12 protein-coding genes and 1 pseudogene are annotated in these 16,824 nt (G+C 42.6%); 6 read left to right on the forward strand and 7 right to left on the reverse strand.

Going from position 1 to position 16,824, the window contains the following annotated elements; translation table 11 throughout:
• Positions 1-89: 89 nt before the first annotated feature.
• From nagB to ACRWQN_RS05920, 5 genes are all read right to left on the reverse strand, one after another.
• A complete protein-coding gene (gene nagB, locus ACRWQN_RS05900; RefSeq protein ID WP_434940130.1) occupies positions 90-890 on the reverse strand; it encodes a glucosamine-6-phosphate deaminase in 801 nt (266 codons plus the stop codon).
• A 26-nt stretch (positions 891-916) separates the two neighbouring features.
• Complete coding sequence (locus ACRWQN_RS05905) at positions 917-1,861, reverse strand: ROK family protein (protein WP_434940133.1); 945 nt, start codon at positions 1,859-1,861, stop codon at positions 917-919.
• A 53-nt stretch (positions 1,862-1,914) separates the two neighbouring features.
• On the reverse strand, positions 1,915-2,628 hold the full coding sequence (locus tag ACRWQN_RS05910; RefSeq protein WP_226410883.1) for an N-acetylmannosamine-6-phosphate 2-epimerase: 714 nt from the start codon (positions 2,626-2,628) through the stop codon (positions 1,915-1,917).
• Positions 2,629-2,659: 31 nt separating this feature from the next.
• Positions 2,660-5,377: a sodium:solute symporter family transporter gene (locus ACRWQN_RS05915; protein ID WP_434940135.1), complete on the reverse strand. Its 2,718-nt coding sequence runs from the start codon at positions 5,375-5,377 to the stop codon at positions 2,660-2,662.
• A gap of 256 nt (positions 5,378-5,633) precedes the next feature.
• Positions 5,634-6,341, reverse strand: a complete 708-nt coding sequence (locus ACRWQN_RS05920) for a transcriptional regulator NanR (protein ID WP_434940137.1) — start codon at positions 6,339-6,341, stop codon at positions 5,634-5,636.
• Positions 6,342-6,538: 197 nt separating this feature from the next.
• On the opposite strand from ACRWQN_RS05920, the gene ACRWQN_RS05925 reads away from it, so the two are divergent.
• Positions 6,539-7,348 (forward strand): alpha/beta hydrolase family protein, encoded by an 810-nt coding sequence (locus tag ACRWQN_RS05925; protein ID WP_434940138.1) that lies wholly within the window; start codon positions 6,539-6,541, stop codon positions 7,346-7,348.
• Between the two features lie 71 nt (positions 7,349-7,419).
• Here the strand turns inward: ACRWQN_RS05925 and ACRWQN_RS05930 are convergent, their stop codons facing one another.
• Positions 7,420-8,316 (reverse strand): LysR family transcriptional regulator, encoded by an 897-nt coding sequence (locus ACRWQN_RS05930; RefSeq protein WP_434940139.1) that lies wholly within the window; start codon positions 8,314-8,316, stop codon positions 7,420-7,422.
• A 98-nt stretch (positions 8,317-8,414) separates the two neighbouring features.
• Here ACRWQN_RS05930 and ACRWQN_RS05935 point away from each other — a divergent pair, with 98 nt between their 5' ends.
• From ACRWQN_RS05935 to ACRWQN_RS05945, 3 genes are all read left to right on the forward strand, one after another.
• Positions 8,415-10,013 (forward strand): NADH-quinone oxidoreductase subunit L, encoded by a 1,599-nt coding sequence (locus ACRWQN_RS05935; RefSeq protein WP_434940140.1) that lies wholly within the window; start codon positions 8,415-8,417, stop codon positions 10,011-10,013.
• A 5-nt stretch (positions 10,014-10,018) separates the two neighbouring features.
• Positions 10,019-12,457, forward strand: a complete 2,439-nt coding sequence (locus ACRWQN_RS05940) for a YbcC family protein (protein ID WP_434940142.1) — start codon at positions 10,019-10,021, stop codon at positions 12,455-12,457.
• 146 nt (positions 12,458-12,603) lie between these two features.
• Positions 12,604-13,596, forward strand: a complete 993-nt coding sequence (locus ACRWQN_RS05945) for an L-threonylcarbamoyladenylate synthase (RefSeq protein WP_434940144.1) — start codon at positions 12,604-12,606, stop codon at positions 13,594-13,596.
• 196 nt (positions 13,597-13,792) lie between these two features.
• Here ACRWQN_RS05945 and ACRWQN_RS05950 read toward each other — a convergent pair whose 3' ends face one another.
• Positions 13,793-14,149: a winged helix-turn-helix transcriptional regulator gene (locus tag ACRWQN_RS05950; RefSeq protein WP_434940145.1), complete on the reverse strand. Its 357-nt coding sequence runs from the start codon at positions 14,147-14,149 to the stop codon at positions 13,793-13,795.
• Between the two features lie 200 nt (positions 14,150-14,349).
• Here ACRWQN_RS05950 and ACRWQN_RS05955 point away from each other — a divergent pair.
• Both ACRWQN_RS05955 and ACRWQN_RS05960 read left to right on the forward strand, forming a co-directional pair.
• Positions 14,350-15,718, forward strand: a pseudogene (locus ACRWQN_RS05955) (aldehyde dehydrogenase family protein).
• A gap of 45 nt (positions 15,719-15,763) precedes the next feature.
• The gene (locus ACRWQN_RS05960; RefSeq protein ID WP_434940147.1) at positions 15,764-16,543 is read left to right on the forward strand and encodes a prolyl hydroxylase family protein; all 780 of its coding nucleotides are present in this window, start codon (positions 15,764-15,766) and stop codon (positions 16,541-16,543) included.
• Positions 16,544-16,824: the final 281 nt, after the last annotated feature.

Below are 16,824 nucleotides of genomic sequence, written 5' to 3' on the forward strand. Positions count from 1 at the left end.
TTTTATTAAAAATTCTATTTAAAACATAATATTAAACTGAGTTTGGTTTGGGTATTAGTCTTGACTCGATGCTTGTCTATTTAGAATGGCTATAGAAAGAAGCCGTAATCTTGATTGATTTTTTGATGTTCCCGGTTGGCCCAAATATAATATTCTTGGTTAGAAAGCTCACTTGAGGCGTCTTTATCTAACACTATGACGGCATGTTGGTGGAGTTGCAGTGCTGATGCGGGACATCTTGCTGACAGTGGGCCATTGATCATTTCGTTAACTGCTTTGGCTTTGTTTTTACCTGTTGCCATAAGCAATACATATTTGGCATCTAATATGGTTGCAATTCCCATGGTCATTGCCATCGAGGGTTGATATTCTGCTGAGTCAAATAATCGACTGTTATCTTGCAGGGTTTGCTTGGTTAATGTTTTTAACCTTGTTCGAGACGATAAACTGGACGATGGCTCATTAAAACCAATATGGCCATTCACCCCAATCCCGAGGATTTGTAAATCAATTCCACCCGCATTGCGAATTTTCTCTTCATAGGCCATACCTTGTACTCGAGGGTCTTGAATTAAGTTACAGGTGGGTAAATGGGTGTTTGTTTGATCAATATTTATTTTATCAAACAGATTTTGCTTCATAAACATACGATAACTTTGCTTGTTGTCTGCCTCGATATTGTGGTATTCGTCAAGATTAAAGCTGGTGACATGGCTGAAATCTGTTTGATCTTGTTGATGACGTTGTACTAATTTCTGATAAAGGCTAATAGGGGTGCTGCCAGTGGCTAATCCTAATACGGGATGCGCTTTTTTACTCAACAGCTCAACAATCCATTCACTGGCGTGTTGTGCTACCTGCTGTGGATTTTCTAAAATAATAACCTGCATATTTTATCCTGCTTTAAGTCAATGCGTTAAATTGGACATTGATTTTTTCGAACGTAAAAAGCCGCACCCATTAAGTCTGCATTAGCGCCCATTTGAGGGGGCTTAATACTGACTTGATAAATGGAAGGTAAATTGGCCGTTTTTGCTACCACTTGCTGGTGAAATAGTGTCACTGAACCAACACTACCGCCTAAAATAATAATGTTGGTTCCCGTCATAGCTTTAACATTGGCAATTAAATCACATACAGCGCTTGTGGCATTATTGATGAGTAGCGCGATTTCAGGCACTGCGAAGTACTGTTCAAACACAGCTTTGCAGCTTACTTCTTGGTTCAAAATTATTGAGGCTTGTTTAGCAATGGCGGTGCCGGATGCTATGGATTCAGCACAATTGACTCGACCACAATGGCATTGAATGTTTTTTTGGCTGCCATGTAGTACAGAAACATGACCTAAATGGGCACAGAATCCATCGCCACAGGTCAGTAATTTTCCATTTTGAATGATGCCACCACCAATCCCTGTCGATACCGTTATGTACACTAGGGTATTGTCACCGCCGCTAATCACTTCACTACCAATAACGTTATTGTCTTTAAGCGAGCTGTCTATGGCGATTGTTTTCATGACGCAGTATTCAGCCCATGCGGCTGCGGCAGCATCATTGATAATTGTCACTGGTAGTTCAAAAGCCGATTCAAGTTGTGCTTTTAAGGGAAGCTTTTGTTTTGCCGAAAGAAAGTTAACAAACTCATCGCCAACTTGACCCGTGCAGGCTATGGCTACCTGGGTTGCACGCTCAATCCAGCCTTGGCAAAGTTCGACTAAATGTTGACTTAAATGGGTTAAGTCAGTGTGTATCACCGAAGCGATTGTGCGTTGTTCAACAATGTGAGTCTCGGTTACTTTATCGCTGAAAATAAGCGCAGCTGATATTTTTGTGCCTCCGACATCGATGGCTATGATCATCTATCTTGGTCCTTATTGCCTAATGGGCTTTATCACTATTGAGATAAAAGTAACTAAGCTTTGGTACTGTTAATGGCACTTTCAATGTCACCAACAAACCATTGGGTTATATGCTCAACACGAGTAATAGCTGAGCCAACGGTCACCGAAAATGCTCCAAGTTCAATAGCTCTAGCAGCACGTTTGGGGGAATTGTATCGACCTTCAGCAATGACATTTAACCCTTGTTCAACCCATAGGGTAACTAAGTCATAGTCCGGCTCTGTCGGGATATTATTTAGGTCAAGGTAACCTGACATAGTACTACCAATAAAGGTGCACCCCTGCTGTGCTAGCATCAAGCCGGTTTCAAAGTCGGCACAATCTGCCATGGCGACACAACCAGCTTCATGAATCGCGCTCAGTAAATCTAACACTGCCGTTGGGCGCGGACGATCTGTGCCATCAAAGGCGATTATGCTGGCTCCTGCTTGCGCAAGTGCACTAACATCTTCTATAAACGGGGTAATCCGTACCGGACTATCAGTTAAGTCTCGTTTAACAATCCCAACAATGGGAATAGAGGTGACTTTGGCAATTGCCCGCACATTTTCAATACCTTCTATTCTTAAGCCTTTCGCGCCACCATTAACCGCGGCTAATGCCATAGCAACAATATGTTCGACTTTGTCCATAGGACCATTATCAACGGGCTGGCAGGATGCAATTAAAGATTGCTTCAATGACGATAACAGTTGTTTTTCCAGTGATTTATTTACAACAGACATTTAAGTTTCCTAAAAGCTAAATGAAGCATTATCACGATTTAGTCACGTGAGTTTGCATGGTGTATAAAGTCAGTCCGGTTAAATCTCTGTGTCTGTCTTTTGTTGTTTGGGTGAGTAAACTGGTAAGGTAGCCAAACACTAAACAAGACACTATGCCGAGGGTGGCGTATAAGTAACCGTTAGCCCAGCCCAGTTGCCAAGCCGATATCATGGTCGTCACACCTGCTAAAATGCCAATAATGGCGCCAAAAGAGTTAGCTTTTTTTGTTAACGCACCAAGCACAAATAGTCCCCCCAGGGCCCCCATAAACATTCCTATTACTTTAAAGTAGGCTTCCATTAGTGAGCGAATTTCAGGGTTTATAAAAATAAGCCCAGCTAATGTACCTAACGCGCCCATGATGAACGTTAACCAGCGAGCCGCGTTCATATAACCTTGTTCAGTTTTCACCAAATTAAATGGGCGAATAAAATCGGTTACTAAAGTGGTTGCAATAGAGTTCATACTGGTGGATACGGTTGATTGTGCGGCGGCAAAAATACCCGCGACAATCAAACCTGCAACTCCAATCGGCAGCTCAGTGGCGATAAAAGTTGGGAATATTTGATCAATTTGGATCGTTGGGTCTAATTTTTCCGGATGTAATTGATAAAAGGCATATAAACCAGTACCAATACAGAAAAACAATAATGCCCCAGGAGCGGCTATTACGGCATTTGCCCAAATCGATTTGCTGGCTTCTCGTGGGTCTTTTGTTACCATATAGCGTTGTACTACGGCTTGATCAGCTGTATAGCTAGACAAGTTTTGTCCAATACCACCAATAACGATGACCCAAATAGAGAGTGAGGTAATACTGTCTAAACTAAAGTCGGCGTTTACCATAGTGAACTTATTGTCATTTAAACCAATGCTGACAAAGTCACTAAGGCCTCCTTCTAAACCCATAATTATGATAATAAAACAGGTAATAGCACCAATAATTAAGACAATGGTTTGCAAGGTATCAGTCCAAATGACTGCTTCAATACCACCCATGGTGCAATAAATTAAACATAAAACGCCCATGATTAATACACTGTCGCTAGCTGACAAAGGCGTTACTGCAGACAGTGCTAAGGCCGTTAAAGCCATTACTATACCCATTCGACCAATATGGAACAGGGTAAAAAGGCCGCTGGCAAATAACCTTACGCCCATATTGAAACGTTTTGACAGATACTCATAAGCACTGGTCGCATCAATTTGACGGAAAAAGGGCATAGCAACATAAATAGCAAGCGGCGCCACGGCGATAATCATCCATATTCCTATGAGTAACAACCAGTTGCTTTGGTAAACTACGGCAGGCAAGGCGACATAAGTTAATGAACTTAACATGGTGGCATAAATAGAGCAGGCGGCAGCCCACCAGGGAATAGACTGCCCACCTCGAAAGTAGTCATCGGTGTTATTATTTTTAAAAACAAAAAATAAACCGAGTAAAACAACACAGACAAGGTAGACCACTAACACTGTCATATTAACCCAGCCAAAATTCTTTGCCGGTTGCTTAAGCGATGCCTGCCACAATATTAATGAACCTTGATTATCTTTATTGCGGTTTAATGAAAAAATTTCGCCGCGATACGAGGTCACACTTTCGCTTATAAAAGTAGCCGATTGATTGAGGTGATGATTAAGATCAGTTTGATCGTCTGCAAGTGTATTTGTTGCATCAATGTTCTCAGCTAAATATTGTGTCCAACTATTTGTAATAGCATTAAATGATAAGGTCCTGCCTTGGTTGGTAAAGGCTAATATATGTGATTGTCCCAAGGTACTTAAGGCGTTAATTCTGTCATTGAGCAGGCTTTTATCAATTGTGATATCACCCAGGTCTTGCCATGTTTGATCCGCAACCTTAGCCAAAGGGTCATATTTCCAATGGTGAGTAAGAGCTGAAATATCTGCTTTAAAATTAAGGCTTTGTAATGGAAGTTGATAACCGCCCATAGCAAAGATTTTCGGTCCACTGCCGTCATCTTGTACTGCTAACTGTACGCCATTTTGATATTGCTTATGTCCGCTTGCGAAGGGCAAAGCGGGCAGGGTTTGCCATAACGTGTTCTGGGTGAAACGTTCAATATCAGTTTGATTTAAAGATAGCAGCCCATCAGCGTTCAATAAGGCACTTAAATCCAATGCAAAAAATTGATTACTCTCATCTGAGCCCGTTAACACATAAAGGGTATTGTTAAAAATGACTGCAGAGGGGGACTTTGTTGCTTGAGGTAAGGGGGGCAGCGAGTAACTGTGTAATATTTTTGATGAGGCTTGCCAGCTTAATAAATTAACCGAAGCAGAGGCATTTTGTTGGCTAATGCCTCCGACAACCAGAGTAGTGCCATTAAAGTTGACTGCAGAGGCGTATGCTCTATTACCTAATTCGGCGGATAAACTGCTTGAAAATATATTGTCGCCGCTGACCACAAACATGGTGTTGAATTGATTATGATTGGCAAGGCTTTGGGCAATAATAGCAGCAGTGCTTGTTAGGTTGGCAGAATTGATCTCTGATGACATTAGCTCTGAGCGCATTAGACCTGAAGAAATTAGTAGGCCGTCATTATTACTGCTAATAAAAGCCCCATTGCCTATTTGTAATTGTTCAACTGACGTAGCGCTCACTTCCTGCCAATGGATAAGTGTTTGAGCAGTCGTTAATAATGGCATCATCAAAAATGAAATGATTGCAAATTTAAACATCTTAGTAATCATAGGGACTCAAGTGGTATTGTTTTGTGCTGTATACCTGTTATACCACTCGAGTTAGCTTAATGCTACACAAACATCCAAATTTATTTAACATATTGTAAATATATTGTTTGCAGATAATTCATTAATACTGTTTTATCACACATAAAAAAAGCTACCTGAAGGTAGCTTTGAAATGGAGTTATTTATTTAACTAAGATGTTGATTTGTATTTATTTATCTTTGTCTGTTAACTTGTGTAGATTAACTACTCGACATAATAATTTTCAAATACGTATTCTAAATGTTGGGTAAGCTTTTTGTCAGCCCCTTCCACATCTCTATTTTTAATGCACTCCAAAATCTCAACATGATCTTGATGGCTTTTTGCATTAAGAACATTGGCATTTACTTTAGCGGGTCTGGCGCCGATAACCCAATCAACCAGTGCTTGATGAATCGCTAAAAATATCGGATTACCAGGTATTGAGGCAATGACACGATGGAAGTAAATATCTGTTTTTTTAAATTGGTTATCACTGTTAATTGCTTTGCCGTTTAGCTCAAGTGCTTTTTCTAACTCTGCAATTTGCTCTTTAGTCGCAAACTCAGCCGCATGGCGTACTAGGCTTGATTCAAAAAAGTTTCTGAGTTGGTCAAAGTACTGTAAGCCATTGGGTTGAGACAAAAAATCCTTAGACATACCTGATAGTTCAGAGATAATAGTATCCGGTGAGGGCCTGGTGACTCGGGTTCTTTCACCACTGCTGATTTTAACTAAGCCTTTACGTGCAAGTGCCGACAAAGCATCACGTATAGAAGGTCTACCAACACCAAATGCAGCCATTAACTCCCGTTCAGAAGGAAGTGCATCACCTTCAGCGATTTCGCCTTGGCGGATCATCAACTCCAACTCTTCTTCAACAGTTTCTGATAGTTTTTTTCTTTCAACGGGACGCTTAATCGTAATTGGCATGTGTAGCTCCTTGACACTTTTTCAATTATATATCACCTATTTTGCTATCATACCAGTGACGCGGTAAATGTATATAAATCATTTGAATTGGTTGGATTTTAGTCAAAAATTCAGATTACTCAAGCTAATAATAATCATTGAAATGATGGTGTACCTGTTATACCGTTGTGGTGTTAATTATCTAGCTTGGAGTATTGATGTCAAAACATCTAAAAAAGATTATTTACTATGGCAATAACAGCCAACAGTTTGCACACCTGTATTTACCAAAAGGTACAACAAACATTGCTGTGGTGATTGTTATTCATGGCGGCTACTGGAAAGATAACCACAGTCTAGAAACTTATGCGACGTCAGCCATCGTTGAGTATTTACAAGATTTTGACGTTGCAATATTGAACCTAGAATATCGACGCATGAATGCGATAGGTGCAAACATTAACGCCCCTTGGCCAGCCACTTTTAAAGATGTTGCCGATGGATTGGATCACCTAAAAGTGATTGGTGCGCAACACAGTTTAGATCTGGAACGGGTGCTATTAATTGGTCACTCAGCGGGCGGACATTTAGCTACTTGGGCAGCGTCAAGAGGCAATATAGCGCGAGATAGCGAGCTTTATTGTGCAAGCCCTCTAGCCATAAAAAGGGTGATAGCTATCTCGGCAATTTTAAATCTTTTTGCTGTCAATGAGGTTGACCAACCTGAGCAAATTAATCGGTTAATGGGAGGCGAAGCAAGTACTATGCATCAAAGGTATTTGTCATGCGATCCTCTAAGTCTTAACAGTGAAAGCATTAATTTAACTCTGGTTCACGGTGCACAAGATACCTGCGTTAGTATTAACCAAACCCAACAGTATTATCTCTATGCCAAGGGCAAAGTTAACCAAGTGATTATGGCTGAAGCTGATCATTTTTCTATGCTGCCCCATGAGGGCCAATGGCAGGTTGAACAATGGTTGCAAATACAAGCCTTGATAGCTGAAAACATCAAGGCATTAGTATAAAGGCTTAAGCCAGTTAATTGACTTGCTGTAAGGTTAAGTTGTTCTAAAACAGATTTTAAAATAGTGATAAATCAGTTGATCAACTCAGGGTCAATTTGTTGTTTTAACAGGGCTAATAATACCTCTGGCACAAATTTTCGCTGCGCGGTAATGGCATAAAAATTTTCATAAACATTAGGTAAACGCTGATATACCTCTAATATACCCTGCTCAATTTCGTCTTTAACTACTACAGGTGGCAATACCACTAACGCGCCACTGTCTCGGGCTAAAAGACGCAACATTGCCATATCGTCCGCTTCAGCTTGCACATCGGGTTGATATTGCCAGGTTGCGCAGAAGGAATTAAATGCCGCGCGTATTTCAGTGTTCTGCCCCGGTAATACCCAACGCATATTTTGATAACCATTAGGGAAACTATCATGTATTCGGTTAACTTTTGGGCCGACAATTGCCAAAGGCTGACGCGATACTAATTGGGTTTGCCATAATGGATCTTTTTTATCGACACCAATAGGCAGATTAGTCAGTACCAAATCAAGTTCATGGTTAGCAAGATCATTGAGCAGGTTGGTCATTCCTTTGGCCGTTAAAGAAAAGCTCACATCAGGATTTGCCAGTAACGGACTAATAAAACTCTCGACGAAGTTACGCGATAGTGTGGTTAATACTCCGATAGATAAATGCTGTTTTTCACTGATACTGCCTTTGCGTAAAAAGGACTCCAGCTCTTCACCTTTACTGAATATATCGTGAGCATAAGCCAGCACGCGATGACCGTGAACGGTTAGATTCAGGCGTCTACCTCTTAGCTCAAACAATTTCACATCCATATTGTGCTCAAACTGTTTAATTTGAGCTGACAGTGCAGATTGTGAAATATGCAGTTCTTTGGCTACGTTGGTCAGATTACCCGCAACCGCCACACGCCAAAAATAGTAAAGATGATGATAATTAAGTCGGCTCATTTATAGTTAACCAAAACAGAACGATTAGTTAGTTTATATATATTTTTATTAAATATATAGCTCTGACATACTCATGCCACTAAAAGAAGAGGCTGATTATGAATATCGCAATACCATCGATTTTTTTGTTATGTATTCCCATCACGTTAATTTTGGCTAGCATCTGGCGGGGGCGTTATGGATTAAAAAATAACATTTGTAAAAATAATACTCACTTGGGCGCTATGCTCAGTGGCGTTATTGTGGCGCTTTATATTGCAGCTTTAGTTACACATTTTGCATTACCTCAACTAGAGGCTGATACGCAGTATATTAGCCAATCAACACTCAGCCTTGTGATGATGGGGTTGGTAGTATTTATGAGTACCATTTTAATTGCCTTTTCACGCAATTATATGGCGGGTGAACCCAGCAGTGATACTTACTGGTGTTGGCTGCTCAATGTTCTTGCGGCGGTTTCAGTGGTGTTAATCAGTAACCACTTACTGCTGTTATGGCTAGGTTGGGTCTCGATTAGCCTAGCTTTGCATAAGCTTTTAACCTTCTACCCAGAACGCCCTCGTGCTGCGCTGGCGGCACATAAAAAATTCCTCTTAGCTCGAACCGCAGAAACCTTGTTATTCATTGCAATTATATTGTTGTATCAGCAGCACGGCACTTTATTCATCAGTGAGTTAATTAGCCACTTTAATGCCGTCGCGACCAACGACAGCCTGCAACTGACCACCGCCGATCACATAGCCGCTGTACTAATCGCACTTACTGCGTTGATAAAGTGTGCCCAATTACCGGTTCATGGCTGGCTAATACAGGTTGTGGAAGCGCCGACACCGGTAAGTGCTTTACTGCATGCTGGGGTGATTAATCTCGGGGGATTTTTATTGATTTTATTTGCCCCCTTGTTTATCCAATCAACTGTAGCGCAATGGCTGGTGTTAATTGTTGCAGGCTTAACCACAGTCATAGCTGCATTGATTATGGCTACTCGAATTAGTATGAAGGTGCGTTTAGCTTGGTCAACTAGTGCGCAGATGGGCTTGATGTTAGTTGAATGTGCCCTAGGGTTATTTGAATTAGCCTTACTGCATTTACTCACTCACTCAGTCTACAAAGCCTACGCATTTTTAAACTCTGGCAGTGCTGTTTACGAAGAGATGCAAAGGCGTCTGTCGCCAGCGACCCATCCTAAAGTGATGGACTGGATTGTAGCCGGCGTATTGTCAACCATCATAGTGTCGATAGCCGTGATAGTGATAGACCACCAGGGAGTATGGAGTATGTGGCTGTTGCTAGCTTTAGCGCTCACCATGCTAATTGCCCTGCGCCATAGTGAACGGCAACATAAAAGTATTATGCCAGTACTGGGATTAAGTATTGTATTAATACTCAGTTATAGCGGCTTTAAATGGCTGTTTGGGACAATCATTAGCCCTATACCAGTCATGCATGTTGAAGCATTTAGTGCGCTTGATACTGTCGCAGCCCTATTATTTATCAGTTTGTTTGTTCTAAGTTGGATGTTGAAGTACCAGCCACATAAACCGTCAATGCAAGGTTTGTATATCGCCTTATTTGCTGGCTTGTATTTAGATGAATGGTTAACACGACTCACGTTAAAATTGTGGCCTGTACGGATGCCTATAAGCATTAATAACAAGGTTTTAGAAAGTGCCAAAATCAGTAAAGTTGAGGAATGATAAGCATGAACATTGCCACCCAAACACCTTTGTTAGCCGTGTTGACTGATAGTCAAAAAGCGCAACTTACTTCAGCGGGTCAGAAAATTGCACCGACATGGCCGCTTGATAAAATGATTGCGGTTAATCCATTTTGGCAAATGCGTCAGCAACCCATTGAGCAAGTCTCTGCGCGCATATCGGCACTTGATCGTATTCAATGTTTAATGCCTAAAAGCCATTATCAAGATTTATATGCACGAGGTGAGATCAGTCAGGGATCGTTACAATTAGCGGCCGAACAACAAGATGTCTCGATGTCAGTGGCACAGCTTGAAGCCTTTTTAAATCAAACCGATGATCTTGCTCATTGGCACAATATTGCCGATTTACTGGATAACCAACGCGATGAACATAAAATGGCATGGCATGATGAGATTATTCATCAAATTAGCCAATTTTGTGCAGCCTATTATCAACCACAGCGGGCGACTTTACCGGGTGAAGATGCTGCATCACAAGCTGACTTATATCGCCACTGGCGTGAGATTACAGGGCGTGATCGTGGCCTAAGTATTATTATGGATGAGCCAGGTTTACTGCAGTATTTTAAGCAATTGCCCCAAGATGCCGAGGCCTTACTCGCAGAGGCCGTTGAGGAATTAGGTGTCGATGATACGGTTATAGAGGCCTATGCCCATGGATTATTACTTGATATCAATGGCTGGGCATCCTGGGTAGCTTATTTGCGTTGGCAAGGTGACTTAGATTCCACACCAAGCGATGACATGTTGCAGCTACTGGCTATTCGTATGGCCTGGGAGTTGGTCATATGGCGTTACCTAAAAGCACAGCAAGCAGACAGTTTTAGTCAATTAGCCGCGCTTTGGTCAGCTGAAAAACAGCAACTGCCTAACTTGCTAGTACAACATGCACAAGCACAGCAACCGCTTTGGGTGTGGGCAAAAGCGGCTGAACTGAGTTATCAACACTCGCTAAACGCTCAGTTACTGAGTGCGGCTAAGCACCCTGTAACATTACCAAAGTTACAGGCGGCATTTTGTATTGATGTTCGATCTGAAGTGATACGTCGAGCATTAGAAAAACAAAGTGATGACATTCAAACTATCGGTTTTGCAGGCTTTTTCGGATTACCGATAGAGTATCAACCCCACGACAGCGAGCTGTCTCGGCCACAACTTCCGGGATTGTTAAAGCCAGTGATACGCGTGTCTGAATGGCGTGACACCTCTGCCCAGGCCGATATGTTGAACAATACGGCTCGCTGGCAAACATGGTCACAAGCAGCACCGTCAGCATTTTCTATGGTGGAGTCCATGGGCTGGCTATATGCATTTAAAATGCTCAAAAAGTCATTTTTTGCTAAGCAAACACTCAATCCCGTAAATGCGCTGACCCATCAAAAAAGCTGGATACTACGCAAAAATGATCAGTTGCTGTCGTTAACCGATAAAGCCGAACTGGCCAAAGGTATTTTACATGCGATGGGCTTAACCCAGTTTGCACCAAGAGTATTGCTGGTGGGACATGGTAGTCATACAACCAATAACTTGCACGCAGCGGGTTTAGATTGCGGCGCCTGTGGTGGTCAAACCGGTGAAGTAAACGTGCGAGTTTTAGCACAGTTATTAAATGATCTCGATGTGCGTAACACCTTGTTAGCATTAGATGTTGTTATTCCTAAGACCACACATTTTGTGGCCGCCTTGCACAACACCACCACGGATCATATTGATTGTTTTGATGCTGAGCTAGACCATACTTCAACCCTATGGCTAAAAGCCGCAACAAAAAGCGCACAGCGTGAACGTATTGAGCATATTGCACCTCACTTAACCGATAGCAGTGCAGATGCGCTGGATAAATTTTACATTCAGCGCAGCCATGACTGGTCTCAAGTGCGTCCCGAGTGGGGACTGGCAAACAATGCCGCCTTTATTGTCGCGCCTCGAAGTTGGACCAAAAACGTTAACCTACAGGGTCGGAGTTTTTTACATGATTATCAATGGCAAAATGATAACGGCTTTGCAATATTAGAGTTAATCATGACCGCCCCTATGGTCGTCACCAACTGGATCAACATGCAATATAATGCCTCGGTGACAGACAACGCGAAATACGGCTGTGGTAATAAATTATTGCATAACGCGGTGGCGGGGCATGTTGGTGTATTTGAAGGGAATGGTGGCGATTTACGCATTGGCCTGTCGATGCAGTCACTGCACAATGGTGAAAAGTGGATGCACCAACCACAGCGTTTAGCGGTTTACTTAGCGGCCCCGAGAGAACCGATTGAACAGATCATCTCCAAGCATGACAATGTGCGTTGGTTAGTCGATAACCAGTGGTTGTTTCTACTGCGCTGGGCCGATGAAGGCATGATCGAGCGCTATTATCAGGGGCAATGGTTACCGCAGGCTAATGAACATAATGCTGTGACTTAAGGTAAGCCCTCAGCATAGGACTTTAGAATAGACGTTTAACATCTGCATTTAATCTAGTCGTATGGAGTAGAAACCTTTAAAATACACAGACCAGATGTTATCCGGCCTGTGTATTGTCTTTTGTGTAATCCGTGAGTAAATCGAAAATGAGTCAAGTAAGTTCTACTGTGTTATTAACAGGCGATAGCGCTGTATCTCAAGCTGTGGCTTTATTGCAAAACGGTGAGTGTGTGGCACTGCCAACAGAAACTGTCTACGGACTTGCCGCTGACGCAACGAATGTAGATGCCGTTAGCAAAATTTTTGAAGCCAAGGGCCGGCCTAAAAATCATCCATTGATTATCCATATCCCCGATGTGTCTCATCTTGAAAAGTGGGCTAAAGATATACCTCAAAGCGCCTATCTTTTAGCGAATACCTTTTGGCCTGGTCCGTTGACCTTGTTGCTGAAAAAAGCTGATCATGTCGACAATGTCGTGACCGGTGGTTTAGATACAATTGGCTTACGTATGCCATCGCATCCGTTATTTCTCAGTGTGCTGCAACAACTTAATGTTGGGCTTGCAGCGCCATCTGCCAACCCTTATAAGCAGCTTAGTCCAACCATTGCCGAACAAGTGATGGTGGGTTTAGGGGGCAAAATTGCTGCGGTACTGGAAGGTGGCGCCTGTGAATATGGGTTAGAGTCGACCATTATTGATTTAGTGGGTGATACACCACGTATTTTAAGGGCAGGCCCTATTGACTCTGATGCCCTGTCGCTAGCTTTGGGGATAACAGTTAGTACACCTGAAGAGCATACCGAAGTGGTGCCTGGTAATGTTAAAGCACATTATCAACCTAAAGCGCAATTACAGATCTTATCAGCTGATCAACTGCGAACGGACATGCATACATTGGCTCAAGGTAATACTCATTTTGTATTATGGTCCGATAGTGTGATTGAACAGTTTAAAAGCGATGTGCCAAGCGGGCAATGGAGCACTATTCCCAGTGACGCACTCGCTTTTGGTCGACAGTTATACGTCACCTTATATCAAGTGGATAAAAAGGGCGTCGACAACATTATTGTCGAACAGCCACCTGAAACAAATGAGTGGCGAGCGGTAAATGATCGATTATCTCGTGCAGCTAGTTAAGGAGTACATTCTCAAGTAGTGGTTATCTACTTGATGCTAACTAGAGCGCTTGACGACGCTTTATGCGAATGAGCAGGAAATATATGAGTGAGCACATATAAGCTCATTCATTTTTTGAGTAAAGATATTGGGTAAAATAGTTAATTATAGGCTGCATCGGCCGGATGCAGATGTCAGGTCAGTCTACCGACTATCACTAAATGCTATGCTCCTCAGCCCAGTCTTTCAATTGATCTAAAATATTCAATGCCGTTCGGCCAAAGTCGGTAATGGCATACGACACCGCAATCGGACGGTCGTTAATCACGTGGCGCGTCACCAACCCTTGTGCTTCTAATTCTTTAAGACGTTGATCGACCATTTTTTTGCTGGCACCGCCTAACATGCGCGCTAAATCATTAAATCGCACTGGACCATCTTGTAAATGCCACAGTATAGAGGCTTTCCATTTTCCGCCTAACACCCGCATTCCACGCTCAACTAAGCAGGGTTCTGCACACGGGTTAATAACTTTTTTCTGACCGTTATCCATTGTTTCAACTGTTGTTTTCATTATTCTTACCTAGGTTACCAAAAGTATACTAGTTGCTTTTATATCCCATAGTATCAAAATAGCGTTATTAATCGTATTTTTATCTTTTTATGTAAGCTGAATTGTCGTTACGTTAATCAAATACAGCCAGTTTCTAGTGCTAGTTGAGGATAAAGCGATAATCAAGCAAACGTTATTTTCCACTAAGGAATTTTTGTTTTATGGCAGTATTAACCTCGTACGATCCCGCAAGTTATCGCAACGTCGGCAATGGCGATGATGTTGAAGCCACCGCCATTGGCAGCGTTGAAACCTTAGCCATTGAACAATTGCCGACCGTAATAGCGTCAGCCAAGGCTGCGCAAAAAGATTGGGCTAGCCTACCAATGGCAGAGCGTGAGCAATATGTGGTGAAGGCTTATCAACAGCTGGTGGCGGTGCAAGATGAGTTAGCGACGTTAATCAGCCAGGAAATGGGTAAGGATTATCGCCGTGCCACCTATGAAGTTGGCGGCACAATACAAAACGCCGCCTATTTTGCCAGTGAAATAAGCGAGGCATTAACCACAGAAAAACTCGATAACCACACTGAATTACAGTACCGACCGCTAGGGATTGTTGCGGTAATTTCTCCTTGGAACTATCCGTTAGCCATGGCGAATAATTTATTGATGCCAGCACTGATGGCCGGTAATAGCGTGATATTAAAGCCGCTCGGAAGAAACCCCATTAGTGGCCGAGTTATTTATTAACACCCTGAATAAGGTGTTGCCAAAAGGTTTATTACAACTGGCACAAGGCGATAAAACACTTGGCCAAGCATTGGTGGCAGCAGACATCAATATGGTGGCATTTACCGGGTCAATGGCGGCGGGTAAACACATTATGGCCAGTGCAGCACCGGGCTTAAAACGTTTGGTGATGGAACTGGGTGGTAACGACCCTGTGATCGTAATGGCCAGCGCCAATATAGATGCCGCGGTGAGGTTTGTGGTGGCTAGCTCATTTGAAAACGCCGGGCAAATGTGTACCTCAACTGAGCGTATTTATGTTGATGAGCGTATTGCGGATGAGTTTGAGCAAAAGGTGGTCATGCTAGCCAGTCGTTATCAAGTGGGTAAATGGGATCAGCCTCAGGTGAATATTGGTCCTATGGTTAACCCAACACAGCATCAAAAAGTGCTACATCAGTTGCAAGATGCAAAAGCTAAAGGCGGGGTATTTTTACTGGGCAGTGATAATTATCCGTTACCCTTTATTCAGCCAACCGTGGTGAGCGGCATAACGCCAGATATGTTACTGGAGCATGAAGAAACCTTTGGCCCTGTGGTGGCAATAAGCCGCTTTAAGCAAATAGATGAAGCAATAAGTCGCGCGAATGACAGTCATTATGGATTAGGCGCTGTGGTATTTGGCGGCCAGGGCTCAAAAGCGGTAGCAGAGCAGCTTGAGGCCGGAATGGTCGGCGTTAATCAAGGTGCGGGCGCAGGCAACGCGCCTTGGGTTGGTGCTAAGCACAGTGGCTTGGGCTTTCATGGCACAGCTGCAGGCCATCGCCAATTTGCCCAGGTACGAGTAATGAGTTACTAGTTTTTGTTTTCTGGTTTTTTATTTTTGGTTTAAAGGTGTAAATAGATGAGCACATCGAGTGTAAATTCAGATTATTTTGTCGTGGCACATGAACCCGGAGCAGAGCATCCAGCGCTGCCGACCTGGGCGAATCATCAGGCCAATGTTGCTAAACTTAACGACACGTCCTTAACACAGCCGAGTAAAAAAATGTTAGCCGAAGTACCGGGCGCATTTCAATTACTTAATGTGCTGTCGGCAGATGAGTGTCAGCGGTTAATTGCGGTTAGTGAGTCAATGGGTTTTTTACCGGATGCTGCGGTATCTTTACCTAGAGATGTGAGACACAACGATAGCTTAACCTGGGTGGTTGATAACGCTACTGAACAAGTTATTTGGAATAGAATTAAGCACTTAATGGACGATAATCTGGGCATTTTTGCCGGTAAAGCGGCGTTAGGGTTAAATAACCGTTTTCGATTTTACCGTTATAACGAAGGGGATTATTTTAAGCCTCATTCCGACGGCTCCTGGCCTGGTAGCCAAGTCATAAACGGTGAATTAGTGCGAGATGCTTTTGGTGACAGATACAGCCAATTGACCTTTTTAATCTTATTAACAGAAGACTTTGAAGGTGGTGCAACCCGCTTTTTAGTCAATGCCGATAATCCACAATTACCAGCCAAGCGTGGTGATAATGTTAAGACAGTGGATATACGAACCCCAGCGGGCAGTGTTATTTGTTTTCCACATGGAATGCATCCGCTACATTGTATTCACAGCTCAGAACCCATTTATAAAGGGGTAAAATACATTATCCGTACCGATGTGCTGTTTGAGTTATAAATGTAAGCTTGTTCTGAACGGTAACAACGCAATAGTTTGATATGTTATCTAAGGAACAATGTCATTTTTTGATAGTAAGTGTATTACTTTTAAACGCTCATTTGGACAAAAGCGGGTTGGAAGATTTTTTTTATAAAAATGTAATCAGATCCAATTAAATTCTCATAGGTTTGAGATTGACTACAAGTGCAGATTATCCAGCGAGACGCCGCAAGCACCTCCATGTGGGCTTAACCAAAACATCCTTGTTTTGGATACTCGCTGGCTCATCTGCACCCGCA

The sequence above is a fragment of the Shewanella sp. HL-SH8 genome (assembly GCF_051165765.1).
Classification (GTDB): domain Bacteria; phylum Pseudomonadota; class Gammaproteobacteria; order Enterobacterales; family Shewanellaceae; genus Shewanella; species Shewanella glacialimarina.